The organism is Ferribacterium limneticum, assembly GCF_020510565.1.
Classification (GTDB): Bacteria; Pseudomonadota; Gammaproteobacteria; order Burkholderiales; family Rhodocyclaceae; genus Azonexus; species Azonexus limneticus_B.
On record NZ_CP075189.1, the window covers coordinates 2,130,556 to 2,155,871 of the forward strand.

Sequence of the window (25,316 nt, forward strand, 5' to 3'; positions counted from 1 at the left end):
GCGAACGACGTGCCTGAGTTCAGCAATGGCGACCAACCCCCAACGTCTGGCAGAAGTCGACCGCCTCGTCACAGCGCTGCTCGAGGAGCTACCTGGGCTGTGGGTCTCCAGCGAGGAAATCGCCGAGTGCGTCGATATCTCGCTGAAGGTCGCCTCTCGGTGCGGGATACGACTTGCACGGGCTGGCGCGCTCGTTCAGCGAACCGTGTTCTGGACGTCTGCCAGGTCTCGGAGGCGCGACCGATACGAGTTTTGCTACGAACCAAACGGTGGATTGCCCTGGCGGCAGCGGCTACCTCAATGGCTGGAGCCGGTGGTCCACCCCATCAACCCATTTCACTGCCGGCGAATCCACGGCCGTGCTTCACAAAATATCTCTGAGGAGGCTGCACCCATGACTGATCTCGAATACCGCGAGCTACCACGCCACATCCGCGAGTACTTCAGCCTTATTTCTGACACCGAATTCGACGAGCACCCCGATGTCCTTGACGCTCGCCAGAACATCTCTGAGGCCGAGGCACGGCACCAGGCAACCATCGATCGCGTCTCGACATATCGCCTGCGCCTTCAGGATCTTGAGGAGCAACGTGGGAAGGCGCTGCACGAAATTCGCAGCATGACCGAAAAGCGCACTCGGCTGCTGGCTGATCTCCTGCTTCAGGGGCAATCGGTTGATCTCAATCCCGACAAGGATCTGCAAGCCCAGCTCGAGCGACACCAGCTGTTCGCCGATGCGGTCGAACTAGCCAAGCCGACGATCGAGCAGCGTATTAAGGAGGCTGCACGAGCGGTGAGCACGTCCGGTCCGAGCTGCACCTCGGCGGAAGAGCATCTCCGCGGCGTGCTCGACCGCCTGAAGCTCGAAGAAGCCCACCGCAGGGCTGCTTAAAAGGCTGAAAACGTGACTGCTGAACGTTCTCAAGCTATTGAAGGGGAACACCTTCCAGCGAGGGGTACCCCGGCAAGGCGTATCCCCCTGAAGACTTTGCGCGATGTTCGGCGTGAGATGAGCAGGGTTTACTGTGAATCTCGGCGCGGAACGCTCGACGTGGCTGATGGAAGCCGATTGATTTACATGCTGTCGCAAGTCGGCCGGGTGATCGCTGATCACGAGCTAGAGGCTCGGATCGCTGCTCTGGAGTCTCGTCAGTGAGCCGGTACCTTGCACGCCTGATCAAGCTGGAATCGAGCATGGCGCCGCCCCATGCGATCGTCCAGGAGCGGGAGCCACTCGATTTTGCCCAAATCGTTGCCGACATCGAGGCCGAGACCGCCCGTGTGGCGGCGCTACCTCCCAAGGAAAAGATCGCACACCACCTGCAGCACATCGCTGAGCAACGACGCGAAGCCGCGTTGCCGCCGCCGCCGGACATGCCCCACCGGATACCTGGCCTAGCCGAGCGATTTCACGCCTCAATTGTCCAGGACGTGAAGCTGGACTATCCGCAGCTGCGGTACGAGATCCGTGCGTGCGAACTCGAGCTTCTCAAGGGTGCCGGCTACGACACACGAGACCTGGCAGCCAGACACCAGAAATGGCAGGCGCTTCCTTGGCAATGGCGCCATCTGGATGAGCCTCTTTCTGCTGATGCGAAGGCACTCATTGACGACATTCTTTTTGATATGTAACCGAGGACAACATCATGGATACAAAATACACTCCGAACGCCGGTGAGCAGCAGCTGCTTGGTGACTTCAATAGTCGAATGAGCGACATCAATCGAGTTGCGCAGAATACCGGCCTCGCCATCCTGCCCGATCACATGCAGGAAAAGCCGATCAACGCTGCCTCTCTGGCCACGATGTCTGAGGACGAACGAAACAACGCCGAGAAGACCAAGCGCTGGGCGCTTGAGGATCTGCAGGAGAAAGCTACTGGCCCGCGTTCCCGACGCGCGATGGCTCCGGCCATCAATGCAGCGACCAGTGAGTACAGCAAGCTCTTCGGCTTCGCGGAGGGTGGCAAGCCTGAAACAGCGGATGAGCTGATGGCCCGCATCAACGCCAAGTACGGTGTCGCCGGTAACACGCAAGCAGCACCGGCCCCCGCTGCGGTAGCTCCAGCACCGCAACCTCAAGCACAGCCTGAACGCCAACCAGGGGGCATGCTGCTGCGCGCCGCCGGTCTCCTTGGGAGCCGTAAGCAACAGATCGAGAAAGCGATCAACGGTTACGCCGGGGGCGGTGAGCTCAACGACGACCAACTTGCTGAACGGTCAGTCAACGCAGTCGATCGTCGGCGTCTAATCCAGCACCGCCAAAAGCAAAATGCCGAGATCGAGCAAGCGGTCAAGGTCAAAGCTCACGCCAGGGGCGGCAAGATCAAAGGCCCGGGCACGCCGACCTCCGACAGCATCCCGGCCAAAGTGCCGGAGACCGGGGAAGATATTTTGGTCTCGACCGAGGAGCGCATTCTGTCCAAGGAGCAGGATGACCTGCTGCTGCGCATCGCCAAAGCGATGGGCTTCGAGACAGTCGACCAATTGCTCGAGAGCGGCACCGGTAAGCCGGTTGGTCCGACCCTGAGACAAGGTAAGGCCGCCGCTGCCACCGGCATGGCACCCACAGAGGAGACTCTCCATAACGGTCCGTACACCGGTGATGGCGCCTCCCTGGTCAAGGACTTCAAGGGCTGGCAGTCAAACAAGATCGCCGAGACGAACGCGAAGATCGACCTCGCTACCGGCAAGACGCCGCAAGCCAGCTACAGCAACGAAGGCCGCTCAGTCCCCGCTCCCGTGACCGCCCCTGAGCAGCATCCTGTGACTGTTCCGGCCAGTCGTGCATCCACGGCACCCGCTCCGGCGGCTCGGGTGCCTGGCGCCAAGCTGTTCAGCAATCTGCCGGATGGTGTAGTTGCAGTCGACAGCTCGGCCGCTGCCCTGATCGACCAGAAGAACAGCACCTACAACCCGGCACGTCAGCTCGAGAACATGCAGCGCTTGCGCCTGACCTCCGACGCGACCGACCCGACGATTACCGACCCGAATGTCCGTGCCCAGGCCGTGCAAGGCCTGGTCATCCTGAACGCAGGGCGAGCTGGGGCGGATACCAGCGCCTTGGCACAGGAAAACATCAACCAGGCTCGCACTGGTTCAGAGATGCGAAGCAAGCTGCTCGATCCGAACACGCCGCCGGAAGAGCGCTCGCGGATGATTCAGACGCTGCAGGCGATCAACGGCAAGGCCGATAGGCCCACCAACTTGCAGGTGCACGACCTGGAGGTTCCTCTCGATGAGAAGCAGCCCCTGCTTGGCATGCGCAAGCAACCGCACTCATTCAATCCGATGACGGGGGAGTTCAAGCCGCTGCAGTCTCAACAGCAGGCGAGCGACCCGATGTCCCAAGCGAAAGCAGCAATAGCCCGTGGAGCAGATCGGGCAGCTGTAAATGCCCGCCTGAAGGCGATGGGCTTTCCGGAGGTGAAATGATGGGTGCTTTCGACGATCTGATCCCTCAAGCAATTGGCGATAACGCCTTCGCAGATCTTGAACCGGGTGCCAAGCTGCGTGGGGAAAAGCCAGCTGATGGTGGTTTTGTTGCCTCGGCCAAGCAGTCGGCCGGCAGTCTCATCCTTGGCGCCGGTCAGTTCGGCGCTGACTTCTTGCCCGGTGTCAGCCAGGACAATGTGCTGAAACGTTACGGTCAGGAGGTGATCGACGCCAACCCGACCGCGGTGCACAGCCTGTCCGACATTGCAGACCAGCCGCTGACTGCAGTCAAGGAGGCCACCGGCAACGCGGCCGGTTCGATGGCCGGTATCGTCGGCTCGCGCCTACTTGGCCAGGGCATCACGGCCGCGGCACCGCTGACCGGCCCGGCCGCCCCTGTGGTTGCGGCAGTCGGCCAGGGTATCTCGTTGCTCGGCCCCTACGCCGCTGCAGCACTGCCCAGCTTCGGCAGTATCCGAGAGAACCAGGGCGGCGATACCCCGGAAGATAAAGCCATCGCCGCACTCGGCGCCGGTACGGTGGGCCTGATCGAAAACAAGTTCGGCCCCCAGGAGTGGGCGCTGTCGGCCATGACCAAAGGCGGGCGTGACCAGTTGGCCGAGAAGTTCGCAGCCAAGACATTGACCGGCAGCATCGCCAAGGGTGTCGGCACGGGTGCCACCGTCGAGGGCGCCGAGGAGCTGGTCCAGAACCCGATTGAGCAACTCGCCAGTTACCAAGACCCGCGCACCCCGGAGAACATCGCTGATACCGCCTTTGGCGCGACTATGGGCGCTATCGGGGGCGGTGTGGTTGGCGGGCCAATGGCTGGCCTGTCGCACCGTCCGCAGCCGGTCACTGTGCCGCGTCAAGATGGCACGGGGAGCGTTGCTCTTGACCCGGCGAATGGCGTGATCAGCGCGGCCGCAGCAGAGCATGTTAGCCGCACGCAGACGACTGAAGACCTTTTCGGCGACCTCGCACCGGCCGCCCCCATTGCGAGTGCGCTCGATCCCCTGGTCGGTGTACCGGAGACAGGCGACCCGTTCGCTGATCTAGTATCGGTGGATCAGGCTGCATCAACCGGCCCTCTGCAGGAGTTCGCCAGCCAGGTTGAGGCCGTGGATCTGTCCGAGGCACAACGCCTTGTTCAGCAGAGTCGAGACGCCGGCAGCGACCACCTGGCCGTGATCGAGCATCCGGCTGGAGGTGGGTTCATCGCCGCACCTCGGGAATGGCTGAACGCTGACCAGGTGCAGGCTACCCGGGCTCTGCAACCTAGCAATGTTCTACTAAAACCGGAGCAAATTAGTATACCGAATGGCACGGCCCCATGGGGCTGGGAAGGCTTTCAGTCCGGCGATCGCGTGACAACCAAGGCTGGTACGACTGGCACACTGCATTTTGACGATACCCGGACGGTTGCCTATGTCACACCGGACAAGCTGAATGGTGGGGCCATCAATCCAGATGCTGGCAAGACGACTGCGAAAGCCAAAGGCGCGTTCTCCGTAACGCCGGCCGAAGTCGGCAAGTCAGTCGACCATGCCGCCAGCCAGGCCAACACCGCCCCCAGTGAAGCGCAGATCACAGCTGGCAATTACCAGAAGGGCCACATCAAGGTGGGCGCGCTCGATATCGCCATTGAGAACCCTGTCGGCTCGACCCGCGCCGGCCTCGGCTGGCAGACCACCATGCGGGACCACTATGGCTACATGAAGCGGACTGAGGGCGCAGACGGGGATCAGGTCGATGTTTACGTGAAGGCCGGCACGCCGACCAATCACACCGGCCCAGTCTTCGTCATTGATCAGTTCGATCCGGCTACCGGTAAGTTTGACGAACACAAGGCGATGGTCGGATATCGGTTCCAGGGTGCTGCTATCAGGGCCTACGATGATCACTTCAGTGATGGATCTGGTCCGAAACGCCGCCATGGGGTGGTCAGGATGACCGCCGAGCAGTTCAATGACTGGGCGAAGAACGGCAATACACAGGCACCAGCCGCCGCCCCCCGTGGCCAGGAACTCAAATCTACTCCAGCCGCCATCCAGGATTTCGGCGAGAAGGTTGGCGGTGCCCGCAAGGATATCGCTCAGCCGCTCGGCCCGAAGCCTAAGGCCGTAGCGCCAGCCGTCTCTGAGCCAGGCTGGCGCAGGCGCTTCTCTGCAGTACAGAACATGCTGCGCAGTGAGCCAACCTGGAACCTGTTCGATACAAAGACCAGCAAGCCAGTTCGCGGTGCCGAGTTCAAGTCCGAGCAAGAGGCCAAGGACGCAATCCCGATGATCGCTGTCGCCCTGAAGCACCGCGTGACCAGCACCGGCGAGGGCTTCGAGATTATGCGCGACGTGACCGACCGCAAGCGGATCAAAGTGGTCGACCAGGTTTTCCCTAGCCGGGATGCCGCCATGAAATACATGGCCGAGCATGCTGCCGAGATCGTCGAGACCAAGACCAGTTTCCGCGAGGAACTGTTCGCCAAGCCGGAAAAGGTGATGCGCCAAGGATCTGAGCGCCGTACCGGTAAGGCCACCGCCGAGGACTTCACCAAGACCTTTGGCTTCCGTGGTGTCGAGTTCGGCCTGTGGAACAACCAGGATGAGCGCCAGGAGGTGATGAACCACGCCTACGACGGTTTGCTGGATCTCGCCGACGTTCTGGACGTGCCGCCCAAGGCGCTGAGCCTGAATGGCGATCTGGCACTGGCGTTCGGCGCGCGCGGCCAGGGCCTGTCTGGTGCCGTCGCTCACTACGAGCGCAGCTACGGCGTGATCAATTTGACCAAGATGCAGGGCGCTGGCGCACTTGCTCACGAGTGGTTCCATGCGGCCGATCACTACTTTGGCCGGCAGGATGGCAAAGCGAAGAGCTTCAAGGAGCAGAACAAGCGAGGCGATCTGGTCTATCCGACCGACGGCCCAAGCGATTACGCCAGCCACGGTTTCCGTGTTCGCAACTCCGGTGTGCGCGAGGAGGTGCGAGCCAAATATCAGGCGCTGCTCCAGACCATGTTCACGAAGGCAGAGAAGTACGTCGAGGACACCGCCAAGGCGGAGAAATTTGTAGGCAGCAGCCGGGATTCTCTGGTTCGCAGCCTGACTGGCATGCGCAAGCAATTGGAGAGTGTTCCGGACTGGGTGAAGCGCAACAACAAGCCGGCCACCGCCGCGCAGCTCGCCGAGTTCGACCGCCTGGCCGCGGATATTATCGACGGCAAAGCCTTCGAGCTCGAGGTCAGATCCACCGAGCCGAAGCGTGGCCAGCGGTTCGGCAACATCCGCCTCTCGAATGACGTGCTTGATGCACTGAGCAACCTGTTCAAGTCCGTGCGCGGACGCAGTGGCATGAATGCCGAGAAGACCGGTGTTGTCGATGGCATCCGCAGCGATATGCGCCGCTACGCTGACCGGGTGAAGATGCTTGAGGATGCACGCAGCTCCAACGAGAAGATCAAGCAGGTGCCCACCAGCTATGCCATGGACGCCAAGCGGATCGACCAAGGCAGCGCGACCGACTACTGGACCACTGAGCATGAGATGGCCGCCCGGGCGTTTTCTGCCTACGTTGAGGACAAGATCAGCGAGCAGGGCGGCCGCTCAGACTTCCTGTCCTATGGCAGCAACAACAGCATGCCTCAGTATCGGATTTTCAATGTCCGGCCGTTCCCGGAGGGTGCGGAGCGAGCAGCTATCAACCAAGGCTTCGACCAGCTTTTCGAAACGCTGCAGACCCGCGTGACTGAGAGGGGCGTGCAGCTCTTCAACCAGGTGAGAGGATCGGCATCGAGTTTCGATGGGCAGCTCTTTGGCGCCATCACATTCGGGGCAAGCCTCGACAACGTGTTGATCGCTATCAGCCAGCGCTCGGCAACACCGTTCAATCGGGAGTTGGCCACCTTGCTGCTGGACCAGAAGCTCGAAACGACCATCAAGACCGCAGCGCATGATGGGGAGCACGCCGGCGGCTACAACCCGAAGGCCAACTTGATCACGCTTATGCAGGAGGAAGAGGCGGAGGCAACGATTCTCCATGAGCTGATGCACGCCGCGACCTACAAGGCGCTGTCGAATAAATCGGTGGCCTCGGCTGCCATGCGTGCCCTCTTGCGCGAGGTTCGTGGCCATCTGGGCCTGGATAGCCATTACGGCCTGAGCACGGTCCATGAGTTCGTTGCTGAGGCCTTCAGCAATCCGGAGTTTCAGTCTGCCTTGAAGTCGATCCAGGTAAAGCCGAGTGGCATCAAGGGGAAAATCAAGGATGCCTGGGGACGGTTTGTCAGTAACGTTCGGATGATCCTTGGCCTGCCGCGCGAGCAGGAGACGGCGCTGGGCAAGGCGCTCGAGCTCGGTGTCCGGTTGATGAAGGAGAACCAGAGCGCCCCTCTGCGGAATTACCTTGGCGAGATCGTCTTCAACAAGGGGAAGGCGGCAGTTGAAGATCGTCTCACCGCCCGTGACTGGATCAACCACCAATTTGCCAATCAGCGGAGCTGGGCGCTCGGCGCGCTCACCCGTGACCAACTGGCCGACATCTACGGTGGCCGCATGCCAGAGGTCAAAGAGTTCGATCGGGTCGTGCAGGCCATGGATCAGGCTCGCAATACCATCGCCGAGCAGGCCGATACGATTATCGAACGGTGGCGCAAGCTACCAATTAAGACTGCAGACACCCTGGCCGGCATCATGCACAGTGCCACGCTCGAGCAGTTCGACCCGGACATCAAGACCCGGGACGATGTAGCCACCCCTGAGCAGTCGATCCTCCTGAAGGACTGGGCTGCCTTGCCGGATGAGGCCAAGCAGCTTTATCGCGACGTTCGCGACCAGTACGCGGGCACCCTGGCCAAGCTGCGCAACGGCCTGAGCAAGAGGGCAGCGCGCGCCGGCAGCGCTGGCCAGCGTATTGCCGCCGAGATCCGGCTGCAGTTCGACAAGTACTTGGCCGAAGGGCCTTACTTCCCTCTCGCCCGCTTCGGTGATTTCATCCTGATCGCCGACAAATTTGGGCAGCGCATCGTCGAGGCCTTCGAGAGTTCTGCAGCACGGGAGAAGCGCGCCCGTGGTCTGCGGGTCCAGGGCTGGACTACCAAGCTGACCGCCAAGAAAGCTTACAGTGCCGCCAAAGATGGTCCGGCCGGTGAGTTCGTCGGTGATGTCCTGAAGTTGGTCGATGGCCTGGAAATCGAGACCAAGGAGAAGGTTGGCCTGATGGATTCACTCAACCAGTTGGCGATCAGCGCCCTGCCGGACCAGTCGTATCGCCGCCACTTCACCCATCGCAAGGGCACGGCTGGCTTCAGCCAGGACGCCATGCGCGCTTTCGCCAGCTCGATGCAACACGTTGGCCACCACGTTGCCCGTGTGCTCCATGGCGACGAGCTCACGCTGCTCCTGGATGGCATGAACAAACGTATTTCCGAGACCGCCGGCGACGTCGATACCACCGTACAGCAGCAGGTGGCCAACGAGCTGGCCAAGCGCCTGGATCTGATGATGAACCCGAACACCCACCCGGTGACGGCACTCGCTGGCCAGGTCGGTTTTGTGATGTCGCTAGGCGGCAGTGTTGCCTCGGGGCTGACCAACCTCAGCCAGACACCGCTGGTCACTTTCCCGTTCCTTGGTGCCAAGTTCGGTTTTGGCCAGGCCTCTGCAGCGCTGACCAAAGCGAGCAAGGACTATTTTGGCGGGAAGTGGGACAAATGGTCCGGCTTCGTGCTGAAGGACAACAAGGCACTGAGCGCAGACGAGCGGCGTGCGTTGCAGCAGCTCGAGGACGCAGGCCTGGTGAACCTGACACAGGCCCACGATCTGGCCGGCACGGCGAACACCGACAGCTCCTCGAGCGCCAAGTCCTTCGCCATTAACCGCGCCATGAAGATCGTAGGCTGGACCTTCCATCTTCCCGAGGTTTTCAATCGCCAGGTCTCGGCTCTGGCTGCCTATCGCCTGGCACGCGACAAAGGACAGGGCCATGAAGCTGGTGTCGAGGTGGCACGCCAGGCATTGATCCGCAGCCACTTCGATTACTCCGGCTCAAATCGTTCGCGCTGGATGGCCGGCAACTTCACTCGCGTGGTGACCATGTTCAAGCAGTACAGCCAGAACATGACTTACCTGCTTTGGCGCAATGCCTACCAGTCGTTGAAAGGTGAATCCCCGGAGGTGAAACGCGAGGCCCGCCGGATGCTGCTCGGCCTGGCAACGATGCACTTCGCCGCGGCCGGAGCGCTGGGCATGCCGCTCGGCGTGTTCGGCGTCACGCCGCTGCTCGGCCTGCTAGCAATGGGCATGGGCTCAGAAGATGAGCCGTGGGACTGGCAAGTCGAGTTCCGCAACATGTTGGCCGACCTGTTCGGCAAGCAGGCGGGTGAGGCCATCGCCCATGGTCCGCTGCGGGCGCTCACCGGTGTCGACTTCGCTTCTCGTGTCGGGCTGGGCGATCTGTGGGTCCGTGCGCCGCAGGCTGACAAGGAGGGACGCGATGCTGTCGAGGCCTGGATGCTGACCTTGCTGGGACCGGTGGCTGGCTACGCGGGGAATATCGGCACGGCAGCCAAGGCCTTCGATGAAGGCAAGGTCGGCCGGGGGTTCGAGGCCATGCTGCCCAAGTTCATCGCTGCGCCGATCAAGGCTGCTCGATATGAGACGGATGGCGTGAAGAGCTGGAGCGGTGACGACCTCGGCGTGCCTCTTGATGGGGGTGACATCTTCGCCACGGCGATGGGCTTCCAACCGGCTCAACTGGCTGAGATGTACGAGGGCAGGGCGGCTATCAAGGGTAGGGAGGGCAAGCTGACCGCCAGGCGCGAGGAGATCGCCAATATGTTCGTGGCCGCAGCTCTGGCCGGCGATCGGGATATGCAGGTCGAAGCGATGGGGGCGGCGCAGAGGTTCAGTCAGGCCAATCCGAGCATTAGGCTGACGGCGGATTCGCTACATCGGAGCCTGCAGGCCAAGGTGCGGAGTCAGGCGATGATCAAGGATGGGGTCTTTTTGCAGAAGCGCCGCCAGGATCTGAGGGCAGAGGGGCGGTTTGCGAACGTGGAATGAAGAAAGCCGGGGTGACCAGGCTTTCCTTTACCGTTGATGCCGTCGGCGTGCAGCCAGCACCAAAAGCCCGAGCGCAGCCAGCAGGGGCGTACCGGGCTCAGGAACCGCGAACAACGTCACGTTGTCGATGCCGATCTTCTCGTTGCCGTAGGCGCTGTAACTGCCACGGATGAACAGGCCGTCGAGAGAGTCCAAAACATCGACCATCTGCTGTTTTGTGGGCTGTAGGGCACTTCCTTCAATAACCCAAGAAGCCGTCAATCCATGCTCTTGGCTAGTGCCGGTCTCGTAAAGTGGCACAACATGATTTGTCCAGATGTTGTTGATGTTCATATCGGTGTAAGCCAGTCGCAACCCGGCTCCGCTGAGAATCAGCTCAGGGTAGCCACCCAGCAATACATTTTCATAGCCCACGAAGCGCTTAATGTCGTACGAAAGAAAACTTCCGTATGCCTCTGCAGCGTTCGCCAAGTAGCTAGTGGGCGCTACGAAATAGAATGGCTCGCTGATGAAGTCAGCGGAGCCAACACCTTTGGAGCGGCCAAAGAAATATCCACCGGGGGCCCCATCTGCAGGCTCATATCCTGAGGCCAGGGTCAGCCCTGTCGTTGTCCAGCCCTCGGTTCCAGAGTTGAAATCTGAGGAGGCAACCTGAACCACCCCTCCGAATGCGAGCGCTGGCGCAGCGAGCAGAGAACAGACGAGGATCTGAAGGGATTTCAAGTGGGCTCCGCAGACGGTAATGGACGAGAACGAACAAACTCAGCCAATATACGGTGCGCGCCTACTTGTTGCTATATGACAAAAGTAATACTCGGGATCTATGTGCGGACGCTACGCCCTCAACACCACAGCCACTGAGCTGATCGAGCACTTCCAGCTACTCTCCTGCCCAGAGTTTGGCCTGCGCTACAACATCGCCCCGGCCAGCCAGATCCCGGTCATCCGCTTCAAGCCTGACACTGGCCGCGTCGGCCAATTGGTGAAATGGGGCTTGGTGCCATCCTGGGCTAAAGACCCGAGCATCGGCGCCAAACTGAACAACGCCCGGGGCGAGACCGTCTCCGAGAAACCATCCTTCAAGACCAGCTTTGCCAGGCACCGCTGCCTGATTCCGGCCAGTGGGTTCTATGAGTGGCAGACGGTGGCTGGCAAGAAGCGGCCGTACTACATTCACCCGACCGATGGAATGTTTGCCTTCGCCGGTCTGCTCGCCGCCTGGAAGGCACCTGGCGGCGAGACGCTGGTCACAACCTGCATCATCACCACAACACCCAACGAGGTCATGGTGCCGATCCATGACCGCATGCCGGTGATCCTGGAGGCGGAGGAGTACGACGCCTGGCTAGATCCTGGCAACCAGGACATCGAGGCGCTGAAGCTGTTGCTTAGACCGTGCAGCGCCGAAGGCATGACTGCTTATCCTGTCAGTTCTGCGATAAATAGTGGCAGAGTCGAAGGGCCAGAATGTGTTCAACATGTCGAAACGGGAGATGGGTCATGAGCTTGGATCGTAGGTCGGGGCTGGACCGACGGCGCCGGGACATCGGTCCACCTCGTGGCCAGGTCGAGCGTCGCCGAGGCAATCGCGTAGGTGAGGGCGGGTATGACGATGATGCTGCGCTGAAGATTGCTATGAAGGCCGTTCAGCTTTACGCAGAGAGCCACCCCAGGCCCGGTCACGTCACCCAAGAGCAGGCCGCCGAGATGCTTGGTATCTCCCGGGCAACGGTCAGCCGAATGGTTAAGTTCGGAACTCTCAAGCTGAATATGGTTGGCCGGATTCCAATGAGCGACATCGACAAGGCGCTGCTGGTAGATTGATGGGGCACCGATCCAGCCCGACGCGAGATCCCCGTTGATGTGTTGAATCTGGTTCGCGACGGCAACTAGCAAAAAGAAACGGCGACCCGAAGGCCGCCGTCCCTGCTCAGTCATGGCCCTTCCAGGAGCTGCCTGAGCACAATCAGGATAGAAAAGCCCCTCCTGATATCAATCGCTTATTTGTGATGGCTGCTCATCCATCGCATGGATCGCGTCCCTCAGTTTCTCGAACGCCGCGATTGCCGCTGCTTCGGATTCAAAATCCCCGATCAGGTCGTCGAACCACCCGTGCCCGTCAAAGTAGTCCGACTTCGAGCGATACGTCCCTGACCAAAGTTGCTCGTAGTGACCGATGCTATGTTTGGAGACGATGCTGTTGTGAATCTTCGCCCCGCAGTAATTTCCAATTACATCAGCCCGGTGCTTGGTGCGGTCACGATTCATGAAGCTCCAGGCGGTGGCGACCTCGCTCATTTCACACCACCCTTCAGCTTGGCTGGTGCGTCCGTCGGCCAGAGCAGATGGCCACTCGGGAGTTTGGTGGGGGTGATCCCGTAGTAGTGGCCGATCTTCTGGACTACTTTTCGGAGATGTTCGGCGGTGATGCCCATTTCGCGGGCGAATTGTGCGGTGGTCACGGTAGCGATCCTTCCATGGATAGGTTTAGGTATTCGCCGCCGCTTCCGCCGTGCTCCTCGGAACTATTTCGAGGCTTCCCCAGCCCCGGCTGCTTACCGGTGAAATCTCACGATAGACACCGGTAAAGCGCACTCTACAGAAGCCCCTCCTGTGGGGTGGGCAGTGAACCTGGTTTTGCTGCCATATACGCGGCCCAATCCTCCATCAGCGGGCGCCGCCGTTCAATCATTGTTCCCCGGGCGTAGGCTGCTTCGACCTTGTCCGGGAGGCTATGGGCGAGGGCGTGCTCCACTACTTCACGTGGATAGTGGCTTACCTCCGCAGCCCAGTCGCGAAACGTTGAACGGAAACCATGCGGGACGATCTGGTCGCCGGATTTCGGATCGATCCATTCCGGCGGGGAGCGGTCTTCCGTCTCGTTGAATCGGCGAATAATGGCCGTCAAGGTCATGTCGCTAAGGGGCTTCTTGTCGCGGTCACCAGGGAAAAGGTATTCGTTGCCGGCGATCTTAGGTAGTTCCTTCAGCATGGCAATGGCTGGTTCTGAGAGTGGTACCCAGTGCTCACGCTTTGCCTTCATTCTCTCGGCCGGGATGGTCCAGAGCTTGCCGTTCATGTCGATTTCATCCCAGGTAGCCAAGCGTACCTCTCCAGATCGGGCTGCGGTAAGAATAGCGAATTCAAGCGCGCGAGCGCCAGAGCCCGCGGCGGCGCGCAACTTGACCATGAACTCTGCCGCTCGAGCATAGGGCAGGGCGGGGTGGTGGCGCACATTTTTCAGTTTGGTGGGCTTGGGTAACATGGCTTCTAAGTGGCCGCGCCACAGAGCTGGATTCTCTCCTTGTCGCAACTTCATGGCTTTCGCGTAGGTAAGCACTAGTTCAATCCGACCGCGTAGACGCGTTGCCGTTTCGGTCTTCGTGGTCCAGATTGGCGAGAGAATTTTCAGGATGTCTTCAGTAACGACTTCGCCGGCGGGCTTGTCGCCGATGATAGGCCCAGCATACGTCTCAAGAGTGCTGCTCCATTGAGCCGCGTGTTTCGCGTTCTTCCATTCGGCTTTGTGGTTGGCAATGTATTCTGTTGCAACCTCCCGGAAGGTGGTGGCGTTGGCTTCGGATTGCTTCTTGGCTGCCTCGGCTGTTGCAGCCTTCTGCTTGCGGTCCTCGATTGGGTCTATGCCGGAGCGTACAGCCGTAGCAAGCTGACTAGCCTCGCCCCTTGCATCGGTGAGCGACTTGTCGGCCAGCGTGCCGATGCCCATTTCGCGGCGCTTGCCGTTCAACTGAAAACGGAAGATCCAGGACTTCGCCCCACTAGTCTGGACGCGCAAGTACAGGCCGCCACCATCCGCGTGCATGCCTTCCTTCGCGGACTTGATCTCAAAAACCGTAAGCGCCATCGTTTTCTCCTAGCCCACCACTTAGCCCACCACCTATGCTGAGTATTTTAACAGATGGTATGATCCTTGGTGGTACGAGAATTTTTTCAACTCATTGAAAATAATTAAAAAATAAAACATTATTGGTACAGTGATGCACGTCGTAATATCGTATTTATACGGACTGCGTGTCCGCCAAATAATACAACGCTGCTTAAAGCCCCGATTTTTCGGGGCTTTTTGCTTTTTTGAGTTGGTAATCTCCTTACGCTTGGGCGCAGGATAAATTCTGGTGGAATCAGTCATACAAGCCGTCGTCGAAGAGCCGCCTTTGAATCTCGGTCTGGTTGCCCAATTGCAGGTTCATTTTTATCGGCTAAGCACCTACGCGGGACTGAATTTTCTGGATGATCCGGCCATGCTGGCCTTCGTGTTCTGTTAAATCAGGCGCAGGTCCAAATTACTTACTGGATAAACCATTTCTCCGAAGTCACAAACGGCTACAAAACACGGGAAGACATATTTCTTTCGCAGGCCTAGAGTGTGTACGTTGTTGTGCAGTGCACAAAATATGTGAAGGATATGAATATGGTTCCCGACTACATGCAGAAATACACAGACCTCCGGATTGGGCGGCTGTCGTTCCACCAGTTCATGGAGTTCGTCGATGAAATCTACTGTATGGGCCACACCAACGGAAGTTTGTCGGCTCAGGCCGAGTTGCTCAAACGGATCAACGGTCAGATGACTTCGACTGGTATGACCAGTGATTCGCAGATAGTGCCGTACGAGTTGGTTTTCTAGACTCTCGGCGACCAATTGGTCTGCGCGCGGGCATCTTGTGGCATCTTTGTTTGGAGCGTAGATTAGAAAACGTTCGAAGGGAGACATTCATGCGCTACACCATCCTTCTGGCACTTCTGCTTGCATCCACAGCAACCCAGGCCGACGTCTTTACCTGCCACACGCGATCCGGAGATGTTGTCTATTCCGACGTTCCTTGCGACAAGGGATCGATAATCGAAAAGATAAGCCCGAGCGAGTCGGTATCAGACCCGGTTGCCGCCCAGAAAGAACTTGAGCGACAAAAGGCTTATACCGAGCGGCAAGCCGCTGAAAACGCGCGGGCCAGGGCCGCCGCGCCCATGCCGGCAATCCTTCCTGATTACTCCAGTCCACCTCCGTCGTGGCCACCGCCGACGCCGTTGTCGCCACCGTCGTCAGGGCAATCGGACATGCCCCCAAGAATTCGGTGAGACCAGCTTTCTCCTGGCCTCCGACCAAACAAAAAGCGCCTTTCGGGCGCTTTTTGTTGTCCGGGATTTTTTGCCCGGAACGAGGACTACGGTCTGATCAGGATATTCCGGTCGAACGTCAGGTTATCGAAGGCGGCGTAGGTCCAGGGCAGGCCGTTGGCTTGCGATGAGAGGCGGACCTTGGCGATGTTGCGGCTTGTCGACGAAAAGCTCAGCGGATGCCAGTGGCCGAGGAAGTTGGCATCGTGAACGCCCAACTGCGTCAGTACCTTGCCCAGATATTTGCCGGTCGAGTCGTAGGCTTCCATGAATGGCCGGTTGTCGGCATTGCCCGCGCCTTCGGAAGAATTCATCGCATAGGCCCAGACGCTGACCGATTGCTGCAATTGGGAAAAAGTCGCTTCGAGGGCGCCGTAGCGTGCATCGAACCAGGGATAGGATGGATCGGCCTCGATGATGGTCAGGACATTCTTTCCACTCTGGCCGCCACCCCATGGCATCTCTTTGGCAAAGGCAGACCATGTGCGGGGCGGGTAGGTCACGCTGGCCAAGGTGACGCCCGAGCCGGCGTAGGTTGAATCAACGGCTGTGCCACTGGGTACGTCGTCGAAAGTGATGGTCACCGTTCGCCAGAGGTTGGGTGGCGGGCGAAACGGAGGACGCTGTGAAATGACGCCGCCGAGCTTGATCGCATTGTTGGTGAAGTCGGGCATGAGAAACGCTCCTTTTCAGTGATGCACAAATTTGCAAAGCGGCAAGCTTGCTCCAGGAAACAATCCTGCAGGACGTGCCTTTTGCGAATGAATGTCCATACAAAAAGCATAGAACAATCGCCCTGGCATTCAAGGAGAAGCGGTTCTGAAGGCAGGGGCGGAGACCGTTTTCAGCCACTGGGCTTGCCACGGTCAACCGGAAATTCTGCCCAAAATTCAAAAAGTCGATTGGCCGGTGCAGGGTGGCAGTCGTCCGGCTTCAAAGCTTCTTTCGTGCTGCCGAGGCAATTCAGCAAGGCTGATCGCGCAGTTCAAGTTTCTGCCCGGCCAAGCCCCAGAGACGCCGCATACCGGCGCTTCTCGCCGGGCGACAACTGCTTGATCCGGTATTCCGCCTTCGAGGCCGATGAACGATCCGGATGGTTTTCGTAGCCAAGCAGCCGGAGCGGCGGATGCGAGCGCGTATAGCGAGCGCCGGTGCCGGCGCAATGGGCGGCGTAGCGACCGGCCACGTCGACCGCGATGCCGGTATAGATGCTGCCATCGACGCACTCGATCATGTACAGAAACCAGGGCTTGCTCATGCTTCAGTCGAGCGGGCCAGGGCGTGGCGGATGCGCTCGATGGTTGCCTCGACCGGCGCCTGACGGGGCACGTCGAGGCCGAGATCGCGGGCGATGGCATTGACCTTGGCCGGATTGAGCGGGATGCCGCCGCGGTCAACCGCCGCGATCAACTGGCGGGCCCGCGCGTAGTCGGAAAGCGGCGCGGGGCGGCCGAAAAACAGCGCCCATATGCGCGAGAAAAGGCCCGTCGGCCGGCGTGATCCCATACACTTGCTTCTGGATAAAAGCTGAAGGATACATGGATGCAGCTGGCAACGAAGATCGAACGGACCAGGAGCGCACAAACTTGAGCGAAGTGACAATCAGCCGCAGCATGCTCGCCGCGAGCGAGCTGCCGATCTACAACGGCGTTTCGATGGCCAGAATCACGCTGGTCAGCGATGCCGCTCTGGCCGAGCGGGCCCTGGCGGCCTTGCTGGCGGCGCCGGCCATCGGTTTCGATACCGAGTCGAAACCCACCTTCCTGAAAGGCGAGATTTCGACCGGGCCTCACCTCGTTCAACTGGCCACCGACGAACACGTCTATCTTTTTCCCGTCGTCGTCGCCGCCAACCATGATGTGCTGCGGCAAATCCTCGCCGCCCAGAACGTCCTCAAGGTCGGCTTCGGCCTCGGCAACGACCGCAGCGCCCTGCGTTCGCGCCTCGGCATCGAGCTGGCCAATGTCCTCGACCTCGGTGAAGCCCTGCGCGGGCCGGGGCATCGTGGCACGGTCGGAGCCAAAGTGGCCGTCGCCCACTACTTCGGTCAGAAATTCCAGAAATCGAAAAAAGTCGGCACCAGCAACTGGGCCAGTGCCCGCCTCAACGAGCGCCAGTTGTTATACGCTGCCAACGACGCGCATGTCGCCCTGCAAATCTACCGGGCCTGGCTGCGCGACCCGGAGCGCCTGGCGCAAGCCGCGCCGGCCCCGGCAATCTAACCACAAGCTCAGGATACAAAAATCATGGCTGAACCACTGCCCATGCTGTCATTGCTGGAAACCCGCGTACTCGGCACTCTCGTCGAAAAACAGCGCACTGTGCCCGACACCTATCCGCTCTCGGTCAATGCCCTGCTCGCCGGCTGCAACCAGAAAACCAGCCGGAATCCGGTCATCGAAGCCAGCGAAAGCGACGTCGTGCAGGCCATCGATGTCCTGAAGGGCCTCTGGCTGGTCAATGAAATCAGCGGCAGCCGGGTTAGCCGCTTCGAACACCGTCTCGAAAAGATACTCGGCATACCGACCCAGGCCTCGGCGCTGCTCACCGTGCTCATGCTGCGCGGGCCGCAAACGGCAGGCGAGTTGCGCCTCAATTGCGAACGCCTGTACCGATTTGCCGACATCTCGTCGGTCGAAGCCTTCCTCGAAGAACTGGCCAGCCGGGAAGCGGGCGCCCTGGTTGTCGAACTGCCGCGCCTGCCCGGATCCCGCGAGAACCGTTGGATGCACCTGCTCAGCGGCGAGCCGGAAATCGAAGCCATGCTGCCGGCAAAGTCGTCGCAATCGGCCAACCAGGAAATCGAAGAGTTGAAGGCGAGGGTGAGCGCGCTTGAAACCGAGCTGGCTGAAATGCGCACCCGGCTAACCGCAATCGGCGCATGAAACCCCGCCATCACCGCCCTTCCGAGCGCATTCGCATCATCGGTGCCGCCAGCGGCATCGGGGCGCAGGATCGCGCCTGCGAAGATGGCCCGGTTGCCTTCCATCGTTCGCAAGCCTGGCACGAACTCGAACATCACCCCTTGCTTGACTGGGGCAAGACACTGTTCGCCCCGCAAGGCGATCGTGCCTCGATCACCGGACGAATCGCCGCGCTGTGCCGCAATCTCGCTGATGAAGTCGCGCTCGCCCTGCGCGCCAGCGAATTTCCGGTCGTCATTGGTGGTGACCACTCCGTCGCCATCGGTACCTGGAGCGGCGTTGCCCGCGCCATTGCCGAGCCGATCGGCCTGCTCTGGATTGACGCCCATCTCGACAGCCACACCCCGGAAACCAGCTACTCCGGCGCCATCCACGGCATGCCGCTGGCCTGCCTGCTCGGGCGCGGCGACAAACGCCTGCTCAACATCGGGCTGGAAGGCACCCAGATCAGCGCCGCCCACACCGTGGTCCTCGGGCCGCGCAGCTATGAACCGGAAGAACTCGAATTCCTGCAGCGCATGCAGGTGCGCATCATCGACAGTGACGAAATACTCCGCCGTGGCTTCGCCGCCTGTCTCGACGAAGCGATTGCCATCGTCGCCAGCGCCCCGGCCGGTTTTGGCGTGACGCTCGACCTCGACGCCATCGACCCGCGCCTGGCCCCCGGCGTCGGCAGCCCTGAGCCCGATGGCCTGGTCGTGCACGATGCCGTTGAGGCCATGCGCCGAATCGGTGGCCTGCCCGGGCTGAAGGCGCTGGAAATCGTTGAATACAACCCCGACCGCGACCGCCACGGGACAACGGCCGGGCTGATCTCGGATCTGATCGGGGAATTGCTGCCGCCGGGCAGTGACAAGTAGTCGGTTGGCACGACCGGCGTTGAGCATTTGACCGTCGCTCCCTCCCCTTCAAGGGGAGGGGCGGGGTGGGGATGGGTAAAATTGCCAGGAGCACGGCACGCAATATGCACCATTCGCACCCATCCCCCTCCCAACCTCCCCCTTGAAGGGGGAGGAGCTATTGCATCCCACCTCCCCAAGCGGCCAAGTGTCATTGGAATGCAACACGCCTCGGATATTGTTGCACTCTCCGCTGCGTCAAAATGACGCGCAGGTTTCTTATTTTGGGCGACAAATTGTGAAGATAATCACGGATTAGTCTGAATGGACTGTTGCCGGTCCTTGTGGGAGAAGTAAAATCGCGCCCGGCCGGTTCATGCATATTGAATGGCTTGTCAGTTCCGGCCGGATGAAATCCCGGCTCTTCATTGATGTGCTTGGATATTCCGGATAAAAATGCTGCAGTGCAATGTGGTAACATTTCAAGAATGATGTCATGTCAAAAAATCCTTGTTGCATTTGCGGCCTCTGCCCTCCTTCATCCCGTTCTCGGGATGGCGAATGAGGGCGATGTCGTCAATCTGAGTGCCGCGGTAACGATGATGCATGACAACAATATGTTCCGTCTTGCGCCATCGGTTAACCCCGCCAGCTTTGGTCTGGATGGGCGATCCGACACCATCACCATGACCTCGGCGGGGCTCAATCTCAATAAGACGCTTGGCCGGCAGCAGCTGATCGGCAACCTTAGTTTTATCGACACCAGCTACAAGCGCAACAACTACCTCGATTTCCTGGCCCTCAACTACGACGGCAAGTGGCTGTGGGCTGTTGGCACCCGGTGGACAGGCGAACTTTCGCTGGATCGCACCGAATCGCTCAACACCTATGCCGACTACACCACCAACAACTATCGGGCGCGTAACGTCCGCCTGATCGAGAACGAGCGTTTCACCGCCAACTACTGGTTTCACACCAGCTGGGCGGGTTTTCTCGGCATGTCGCGCACCAGCGTGACCAACGAGCAGGCAGTCCTGGCCGAAAGTGATTACGAAGCCAGCGGCTTCAATTACGGCATCCGTTTCCGCCCCGTTTCCGGCAACACCGTTGCGCTGCGCGTCAAACAACTGGACGGCAGCTACTCCAATCGCCAGTTCAATTCCATTTCGCAATACGACAACGGTTTTTCGAATAATAGCGTTGAGCTTGATGCCAGCTGGTTGCTCACCGGCAAGACGCAACTGCGCGGCCGGGTCGAATACCTTGAGCGCAAGCACGACCACTTTGCCTCGCGCGACTACAGCGGCTGGGCCGGCAATCTTGATCTCGTCTATGCCACCACCGGCAAGAGCAGTCTTACCTTCGGCTACAAGCATGACCTGGCCGCCTTTCAGCAATCGACCTCCAGCTACTACGAGCTTGATGAACTCAACCTCGGCGCCCGCTGGGCCGCTACTGACAAAATCTCCTCCGGTGCCCGCCTGGGCTACGGCAAGCGCAGCTATCACGGCGAAATAGCGCCGCTGCCGGCTGGTGTCGAGCAACGTCAAGAAACCGTTACCCGGGCCGGCCTCGACATCGGTTACCGGCCCGTGCGCTGGCTTGAACTAAAGGCCGGCATGAATTTCGAGAAGCGCAACGCCAATGTTGACCGCTTCGACTACAAAGACCGCACCACTTTTGTCTCGCTCAGCGCCCAGTACTGACGTGACCAACGCCATTCAAGAATCCGCTGCAACCATTTTAAGGTGACCCTGTGAACAAGCTCAAAACCATCTCTGCCATCGTTCTTTCCACCCTGGTACTTGGCGCTTGCGGCGATCGTCCGCCCGAGAAAAAAGCGGCCAGCCAGGTTGCCGCAAAGGTCAATGACGGCGAGATTTCCGTTCATCAGATCAACTTCGTGCTGCAGCGCACACCCAACATTCCCGCCGCCAAGGCCGAGGCCGCCAAGCGTCAGGTGCTCGAAAGCCTGATCGACCAGGAATTGGCCGTGCAGCAGGCCACGGAAGCCAAGCTCGAGCGCACACCGAATGTCATGCAGGCCATCGAAAGCGCCCGCCGCGAAATTCTCGCTCGCGCCTTCATCGAGCAAAAGGTTGCCAAGCAGGCCAAGCCCTCTACCGACGAAGTCCGCAAGTTCTACGGCGAACACCCCGAATTGTTTTCCAACCGCAAAATCTACCGCCTTGAAGAAGTCGGTTTTGCCGCCAGCCCTGAAATCATCGCCGGCGTGAAGGCGCAACTGGGCAGTGGCAAGACTTCCGTCGCTGAAGTGGTCAGCGGCCTCAAGGCCAAGGGTATTGAAGTTGCCGGCGGCGTCACCGTCAAGGCGGCCGAGCAACTCGCCCTCGAACTGCTGCCGCGTCTGTCCCAGGCCAAGGATGGTCAGATCCAGATGATCGAAAACCAGGGCCGTGTCGCCATCATTACCGTACTCGCCAGCAAGCTCGAGCCGATGGATGAAATCAAGGCCCAGCCCTTCATCGAAAACTTCATCAACAACAAGCAAAAATCCGAAGCCGCCCGCAGCACCATGAAGGAGCTGCGCGAAAAGGCCAAGATCGAATACGTTGGCGAATTTGTCGCACCTGCACCGGCCGTTGCTGCCGCACCTGCTGCAGCCCCAGCCGAAGCGCCGCAAAAGGCCGCGGCTAACCCCACCGAGGCAGCCGTCAACAAAGGCATTGCCGGTCTCAAGTAAAGCGGAAACAAAGCATCCATGAGCTACCTAAACAGACTTCTCCTCGGCATTCTCGTCACCTTTGGCCTGATCTCCGGCGCGCAGGCGCAGGGCAAGCAGGTCGACTACCGCCTGGGGGCTGGCGACGCGATCAAGATCAGCGTCTTCCAGAACCCCGACCTCACGGTTGAAACCCGCGTTGCCGAAAGCGGCGCCGTCACCTATCCGCTGATCGGTGCCGTGCAACTCGGCGGGCTGTCGATTGCCGATGCCGAGCTGGCCATCGCCAACAAGCTGCGCGAAGGCGGCTTTGTGCAAAAGCCGCAGGTCAACATCCTGCTCATGCAATTCAAGGGCAACCAGGTTTCCATCCTCGGCATGGTCAATCGCCCGGGCCGTTACCCCATCGAAACCGGCAACACCCGCCTGACCGACATGCTGGCCACGGCCGGCGGGGCCATTCCCTCAGGCGGCGCCGATGTCATCATTCTTTCCGGCATGCGTGACGGCAAGGCCTACCGTCAGGAAATCGACATTCCCGCCATGTTCATCAGCGGCAACACCGATCTCGACATGCCCGTGATGGGCGGCGACATCATCTACGTTCATCGCGCCCCGGTTTTCTACATCTACGGTGAAGTCCAGCGCGGCGGCTCCTATCGCCTGGAGCGCAACATGACTGTTCTGCAGGGCCTGGCCCAGAGCGCCGGAACGACCATTCGCGGTACCGAGCGCGGCCTGCGCATTCACCGTCGCGGTGCGGACGGCAAAGTGCAAATCATCTCCCCGGAAAAGTCCGACCTCATTCAAGCCGACGACGTTCTCTACGTCCAGGAAAGCTTCTTCTAAAAAGAAGATCACTGAAAGCCCCGCATGACTTTTCAGCAATTCCTCCTCATCCTCTGGGCGCGCCGCAAGCTGGCGTTGTCGATTTTTGGCGTCACGGTGCTGACCACGCTGGTTATCAGCCTGATGCTGCCCAAGGAATACACCGCCACGACCTCGCTGGTGGTTGACGTCAAATCGCCCGACCCCATCAATGGGATGCTCTTGCAGGCCATGATAACGCCCGGCTACATGGCGACGCAGATCGACATCATCAATAGCGACCGCGTCGCCACCCGCGTCGTCAAGCTGCTTGGTTTCGAGAAGAGTGCCGATGCCGTCGAGAAGTGGAAAGAGGCCAGCGAAGGCAAGGGCACGCTGGAAAGCTACTACGCCGCAATCCTGCAAAAGAAGCTCGACATCAAGCCCTCCCGTGAGAGCAATGTCATCAACGTCAACTTCTCAGGCTCTGACCCGACGTTTGCCGCAGCCGTTGCCAACGCCTTTGCCCAGGCCTACATCGACACCTCCATCGAAATGCGCGTCGAGCCGGCCCGCCAATACAGCGCCTGGTTTGAAGAACGCCAGAAAGGCCTGCGCGCCGCCCTGGAAAAAGCCCAGTCCCGCCTTTCCGCCTACCAGCAGGAAAAAGGCATCGTCGTCACCGACGACCGCATGATGGACAACGAGACTGCACGACTCAACGACCTGACCATGCAGCTTTCCGCCGCCCAGGCCCAGCGTGCCGACGCCTCCAGCCGGCAAAAGAGTGGCACCAGCGAACTCTCGCTCGAAGTCCTGCAGAATCCGCTGATCCAGGGGCTCAAGGCCGAAATCGCCCGGGCCGAATCACAGCTTTCGCAAATCGGCAGCAACTTTGGCAAGAACCACCCGCAAGTTCAGCAACTCGAAGCCCAGATCGTTGAGCAGCGCCAGCAACTGCGTGAAGAAATCGGCCGCATCTCCGGTGGCGCCGCTGTCGCCAACAAGTTTGGCGCCGTCAAGCAGGACGAGCTCAAGAAGGCCATCGAAGAACAGAAAAAACGGGTGCTCGACCTGCGCTCGCAGCGCGATGAACTCTCCGTGCTGGTCAACGACGTTGAAACAGCTCGCCGCGCCTACGAGGCCGTCGGCCAGCGCATGACGCAAAGCAACCTCGAAGGCCAGTCGCAGCAAACCAACGTGCTCGTGCTCAGCCCGGCCACCGAGCCGACCCAGCATTCCCGCCCCAAGGTTTTCCTCAACGTCCTGGTTTCAATCTTCCTCGGCACCCTGCTCGGCGTCGGGGCCGCACTGGTACTTGAACTCAGCCAGCGTCGCATCCGTTCGGCCGAAGACCTGTCCCTGGCGCTCGACCTGCCCGTGCTGGCCGAGCTCGATTCCGCGCTGCCCAAGGCAAAAAGAGGATTTCGTTTTTGGGCAAAAAATCCGGTTGACCGTGGCAATCGCGAACCCGCTCTCAATACAGGCAATCAGCCAGCCACAGCGAAGGCCTGATCAGACATGAACGCAATGACCGAAAAACTCGATACCGGCGCCGGCCGTTCCATTGGCGCCATTCTCATCGACAACGGCCGCCTGACGCCGGAAGCAGCCGAGCGCATCCTCAAGCTGCAAAAAGAGCAGGGCCTGCGCTTTGGCGATGCCGCCATCCAGCTCGGCCTGCTCTCTGAGGCCGACATCCAGCAGGCACTCTCCCGCCAGTACGACTACCCCTACCTGATGCCCGGTGACGAGCGCGTCAGCGAAGAAGTCGTCGCCGCCTTCAAACCCTTCAGCCCCATCGTCGAACAACTGCGCGCCGTGCGCAGCCAGCTCATGCTGCGCTGGTTCGACGCCGATGTCGGCCACAAGACGCTCGCCGTCGTCAGCGCGGGCCGGGCAGAAGGCCGCAGCTTCACTGCCGCCAACCTCGCCGTCGTCTTCTCGCAACTCGGCGAACGCACGCTGCTGATCGATGCCGACCTGCGCAACCCGAGCCAGCACCAGCTCTTCCGCCTCGAAAACAAGCTCGGTCTTTCCAGCCTGCTGGCCGGCCGGGCCGAACTGGCCGAAGCCGTCACCCGCATCCCCGGCCTCATCGATCTGTCCGTTCTGCCGGCCGGCGCCACCCCGCCCAACCCGCAGGAACTGCTGGCCCGCCCCGTCTTCAACGCGCTGATGGCCACCGCCGCCGGTCAGTACGACATCGTGATTGTCGACACCCCGGCCGGCGCAGAAACTGCCGACAGCCAGACCATTGCCGCCCGCACCCGCGGTGCTGTTGTCGTCGCTCGCAAGGACATCTCCTCCGCGCCCGCCTTGCAAGCCTTCGTTACCTCGCTGCAGCACAGCGGCGTTGCCGTCATCGGCGCCGTGCTCAACAACGGGTAGCCAGCATGCTGTTCAGTGCCTTCTCGCTTTGCTCTTCGGATGCG

At 60.2% G+C, this 25,316-nt stretch carries 24 protein-coding genes; 17 read left to right on the forward strand and 7 right to left on the reverse strand.

Features of this window, described 5'->3' with window-relative positions; genetic code table 11:
* The first annotated feature begins 394 nt into the window (after window positions 1-394).
* The 4 genes from KI610_RS10255 (at window position 395) to KI610_RS10270 (ending at window position 10,489) form a co-directional block, all read left to right on the forward strand.
* Entirely contained in the window at window positions 395-892 is a 498-nt protein-coding gene (locus KI610_RS10255) for a hypothetical protein (RefSeq protein ID WP_226494880.1), read from the forward strand.
* A gap of 260 nt (window positions 893-1,152) precedes the next feature.
* Window positions 1,153-1,632, forward strand: a complete 480-nt coding sequence (locus tag KI610_RS10260; RefSeq protein WP_226494881.1) for a hypothetical protein — start codon at window positions 1,153-1,155, stop codon at window positions 1,630-1,632.
* 14 nt (window positions 1,633-1,646) lie between these two features.
* Complete coding sequence (locus KI610_RS10265) at window positions 1,647-3,434, forward strand: hypothetical protein (protein WP_226494882.1); 1,788 nt, start codon at window positions 1,647-1,649, stop codon at window positions 3,432-3,434.
* Entirely contained in the window at window positions 3,431-10,489 is a 7,059-nt protein-coding gene (locus KI610_RS10270; protein WP_226494883.1) for a PLxRFG domain-containing protein, read from the forward strand. The genes KI610_RS10265 and KI610_RS10270 overlap by 4 nt, the downstream gene beginning before the upstream one ends.
* A gap of 27 nt (window positions 10,490-10,516) precedes the next feature.
* On the opposite strand, the gene KI610_RS10275 is transcribed toward KI610_RS10270, so the two are convergent.
* A complete protein-coding gene (locus tag KI610_RS10275; protein ID WP_226494884.1) occupies window positions 10,517-11,212 on the reverse strand; it encodes a laminin B domain-containing protein in 696 nt (231 codons plus the stop codon).
* A gap of 100 nt (window positions 11,213-11,312) precedes the next feature.
* On the opposite strand from KI610_RS10275, the gene KI610_RS10280 reads away from it, so the two are divergent.
* Window positions 11,313-11,993: an SOS response-associated peptidase gene (locus KI610_RS10280; RefSeq protein ID WP_226494885.1), complete on the forward strand. Its 681-nt coding sequence runs from the start codon at window positions 11,313-11,315 to the stop codon at window positions 11,991-11,993.
* A complete protein-coding gene (locus KI610_RS10285) occupies window positions 11,990-12,313 on the forward strand; it encodes a helix-turn-helix domain-containing protein (RefSeq protein ID WP_226494886.1) in 324 nt (107 codons plus the stop codon). Before KI610_RS10280 ends, KI610_RS10285 begins: the two co-directional genes overlap by 4 nt.
* A gap of 168 nt (window positions 12,314-12,481) precedes the next feature.
* On the opposite strand, the gene KI610_RS10290 is transcribed toward KI610_RS10285, so the two are convergent.
* From KI610_RS10290 to KI610_RS10300, 3 genes are all read right to left on the reverse strand, one after another.
* Window positions 12,482-12,787 (reverse strand): hypothetical protein, encoded by a 306-nt coding sequence (locus tag KI610_RS10290; protein WP_226494887.1) that lies wholly within the window; start codon window positions 12,785-12,787, stop codon window positions 12,482-12,484.
* Complete coding sequence (locus tag KI610_RS10295) at window positions 12,784-12,951, reverse strand: DNA-binding protein (RefSeq protein ID WP_226494888.1); 168 nt, start codon at window positions 12,949-12,951, stop codon at window positions 12,784-12,786. The genes KI610_RS10290 and KI610_RS10295 overlap by 4 nt, the downstream gene beginning before the upstream one ends.
* Before the next feature lie 134 nt (window positions 12,952-13,085).
* Window positions 13,086-14,354 carry a tyrosine-type recombinase/integrase gene (locus KI610_RS10300; protein ID WP_226494889.1) on the reverse strand — a complete coding sequence of 423 codons (1,269 nt, stop codon included), beginning with the start codon at window positions 14,352-14,354 and terminating at the stop codon, window positions 13,086-13,088.
* A gap of 271 nt (window positions 14,355-14,625) precedes the next feature.
* On the opposite strand from KI610_RS10300, the gene KI610_RS10305 reads away from it, so the two are divergent.
* The 3 genes from KI610_RS10305 to KI610_RS10315 all read left to right on the forward strand — a co-directional run bounded on the left by KI610_RS10305 (window position 14,626) and on the right by KI610_RS10315 (window position 15,589).
* Window positions 14,626-14,775, forward strand: coding sequence for a hypothetical protein (locus KI610_RS10305; RefSeq protein ID WP_226494890.1), 150 nt, complete (start codon window positions 14,626-14,628; stop codon window positions 14,773-14,775).
* 146 nt (window positions 14,776-14,921) lie between these two features.
* Window positions 14,922-15,137, forward strand: a complete 216-nt coding sequence (locus KI610_RS10310) for a hypothetical protein (RefSeq protein ID WP_226494891.1) — start codon at window positions 14,922-14,924, stop codon at window positions 15,135-15,137.
* A gap of 89 nt (window positions 15,138-15,226) precedes the next feature.
* A complete protein-coding gene (locus KI610_RS10315; RefSeq protein ID WP_226494892.1) occupies window positions 15,227-15,589 on the forward strand; it encodes a DUF4124 domain-containing protein in 363 nt (120 codons plus the stop codon).
* An 86-nt stretch (window positions 15,590-15,675) separates the two neighbouring features.
* On the opposite strand, the gene KI610_RS10320 is transcribed toward KI610_RS10315, so the two are convergent.
* The 3 genes from KI610_RS10320 to KI610_RS10330 form a co-directional block, all read right to left on the reverse strand.
* Entirely contained in the window at window positions 15,676-16,302 is a 627-nt protein-coding gene (locus KI610_RS10320) for a hypothetical protein (RefSeq protein WP_226494893.1), read from the reverse strand.
* A 311-nt stretch (window positions 16,303-16,613) separates the two neighbouring features.
* Entirely contained in the window at window positions 16,614-16,886 is a 273-nt protein-coding gene (locus tag KI610_RS10325) for a GIY-YIG nuclease family protein (protein ID WP_226494894.1), read from the reverse strand.
* Complete coding sequence (locus KI610_RS10330) at window positions 16,883-17,134, reverse strand: hypothetical protein (protein WP_226494895.1); 252 nt, start codon at window positions 17,132-17,134, stop codon at window positions 16,883-16,885. Before KI610_RS10330 ends, KI610_RS10325 begins: the two co-directional genes overlap by 4 nt.
* Window positions 17,135-17,223: 89 nt before the next feature.
* Between KI610_RS10330 and KI610_RS10335 the strand changes: the two genes are divergently transcribed.
* The 8 genes from KI610_RS10335 (at window position 17,224) to epsG (ending at window position 25,272) form a co-directional block, all read left to right on the forward strand.
* A complete protein-coding gene (locus KI610_RS10335; RefSeq protein WP_226498536.1) occupies window positions 17,224-17,850 on the forward strand; it encodes a 3'-5' exonuclease in 627 nt (208 codons plus the stop codon).
* 24 nt (window positions 17,851-17,874) lie between these two features.
* Window positions 17,875-18,513 (forward strand): YceH family protein, encoded by a 639-nt coding sequence (locus KI610_RS10340; RefSeq protein ID WP_226494896.1) that lies wholly within the window; start codon window positions 17,875-17,877, stop codon window positions 18,511-18,513.
* Window positions 18,510-19,412 (forward strand): arginase, encoded by a 903-nt coding sequence (locus KI610_RS10345; protein WP_226494897.1) that lies wholly within the window; start codon window positions 18,510-18,512, stop codon window positions 19,410-19,412. The genes KI610_RS10340 and KI610_RS10345 overlap by 4 nt, the downstream gene beginning before the upstream one ends.
* Window positions 19,413-19,945: 533 nt before the next feature.
* Window positions 19,946-21,097 carry an XrtB/PEP-CTERM-associated polysaccharide biosynthesis outer membrane protein EpsL gene (epsL, locus tag KI610_RS10350; RefSeq protein WP_226494898.1) on the forward strand — a complete coding sequence of 384 codons (1,152 nt, stop codon included), beginning with the start codon at window positions 19,946-19,948 and terminating at the stop codon, window positions 21,095-21,097.
* Between the two features lie 50 nt (window positions 21,098-21,147).
* Window positions 21,148-22,095: an EpsD family peptidyl-prolyl cis-trans isomerase gene (locus KI610_RS10355; protein ID WP_226494899.1), complete on the forward strand. Its 948-nt coding sequence runs from the start codon at window positions 21,148-21,150 to the stop codon at window positions 22,093-22,095.
* Between the two features lie 18 nt (window positions 22,096-22,113).
* Window positions 22,114-22,923, forward strand: a complete 810-nt coding sequence (epsE, locus tag KI610_RS10360) for a polysaccharide export protein EpsE (protein WP_226494900.1) — start codon at window positions 22,114-22,116, stop codon at window positions 22,921-22,923.
* 24 nt (window positions 22,924-22,947) lie between these two features.
* Window positions 22,948-24,396 (forward strand): chain length determinant protein EpsF, encoded by a 1,449-nt coding sequence (gene epsF / locus KI610_RS10365; protein WP_226494901.1) that lies wholly within the window; start codon window positions 22,948-22,950, stop codon window positions 24,394-24,396.
* Between the two features lie 6 nt (window positions 24,397-24,402).
* On the forward strand, window positions 24,403-25,272 hold the full coding sequence (gene epsG, locus KI610_RS10370; protein ID WP_226494902.1) for a chain length determinant protein tyrosine kinase EpsG: 870 nt from the start codon (window positions 24,403-24,405) through the stop codon (window positions 25,270-25,272).
* Window positions 25,273-25,316: the final 44 nt, after the last annotated feature.

What these genes read in the sequence shown, in the direction of transcription:
- KI610_RS10255 (WP_226494880.1), top strand. Translation starts at nt 395, where the DNA reads ATGACTGATCTCGAATACCGCGAGCTACCACGCCACATCCGCGAGTAC.
- KI610_RS10265 (WP_226494882.1), top strand. Translation starts at nt 1,647, where the DNA reads ATGGATACAAAATACACTCCGAACGCCGGTGAGCAGCAGCTGCTTGGT.
- KI610_RS10270 (WP_226494883.1), top strand. Translation starts at nt 3,431, where the DNA reads ATGATGGGTGCTTTCGACGATCTGATCCCTCAAGCAATTGGCGATAAC.
- KI610_RS10280 (WP_226494885.1), top strand. Translation starts at nt 11,313, where the DNA reads ATGTGCGGACGCTACGCCCTCAACACCACAGCCACTGAGCTGATCGAG.
- KI610_RS10285 (WP_226494886.1), top strand. Translation starts at nt 11,990, where the DNA reads ATGAGCTTGGATCGTAGGTCGGGGCTGGACCGACGGCGCCGGGACATC.
- KI610_RS10290 (WP_226494887.1), bottom strand. Translation starts at nt 12,787, where the DNA reads ATGAGCGAGGTCGCCACCGCCTGGAGCTTCATGAATCGTGACCGCACC.
- KI610_RS10300 (WP_226494889.1), bottom strand. Translation starts at nt 14,354, where the DNA reads ATGGCGCTTACGGTTTTTGAGATCAAGTCCGCGAAGGAAGGCATGCAC.
- KI610_RS10310 (WP_226494891.1), top strand. Translation starts at nt 14,922, where the DNA reads ATGGTTCCCGACTACATGCAGAAATACACAGACCTCCGGATTGGGCGG.
- KI610_RS10315 (WP_226494892.1), top strand. Translation starts at nt 15,227, where the DNA reads ATGCGCTACACCATCCTTCTGGCACTTCTGCTTGCATCCACAGCAACC.
- KI610_RS10320 (WP_226494893.1), bottom strand. Translation starts at nt 16,302, where the DNA reads ATGCCCGACTTCACCAACAATGCGATCAAGCTCGGCGGCGTCATTTCA.
- KI610_RS10325 (WP_226494894.1), bottom strand. Translation starts at nt 16,886, where the DNA reads ATGAGCAAGCCCTGGTTTCTGTACATGATCGAGTGCGTCGATGGCAGC.
- KI610_RS10330 (WP_226494895.1), bottom strand. Translation starts at nt 17,134, where the DNA reads ATGGGATCACGCCGGCCGACGGGCCTTTTCTCGCGCATATGGGCGCTG.
- KI610_RS10340 (WP_226494896.1), top strand. Translation starts at nt 17,875, where the DNA reads ATGGCTGAACCACTGCCCATGCTGTCATTGCTGGAAACCCGCGTACTC.
- KI610_RS10345 (WP_226494897.1), top strand. Translation starts at nt 18,510, where the DNA reads ATGAAACCCCGCCATCACCGCCCTTCCGAGCGCATTCGCATCATCGGT.
- epsL (WP_226494898.1), top strand. Translation starts at nt 19,946, where the DNA reads ATGGCGAATGAGGGCGATGTCGTCAATCTGAGTGCCGCGGTAACGATG.
- epsE (WP_226494900.1), top strand. Translation starts at nt 22,114, where the DNA reads ATGAGCTACCTAAACAGACTTCTCCTCGGCATTCTCGTCACCTTTGGC.
- epsF (WP_226494901.1), top strand. Translation starts at nt 22,948, where the DNA reads ATGACTTTTCAGCAATTCCTCCTCATCCTCTGGGCGCGCCGCAAGCTG.
- epsG (WP_226494902.1), top strand. Translation starts at nt 24,403, where the DNA reads ATGAACGCAATGACCGAAAAACTCGATACCGGCGCCGGCCGTTCCATT.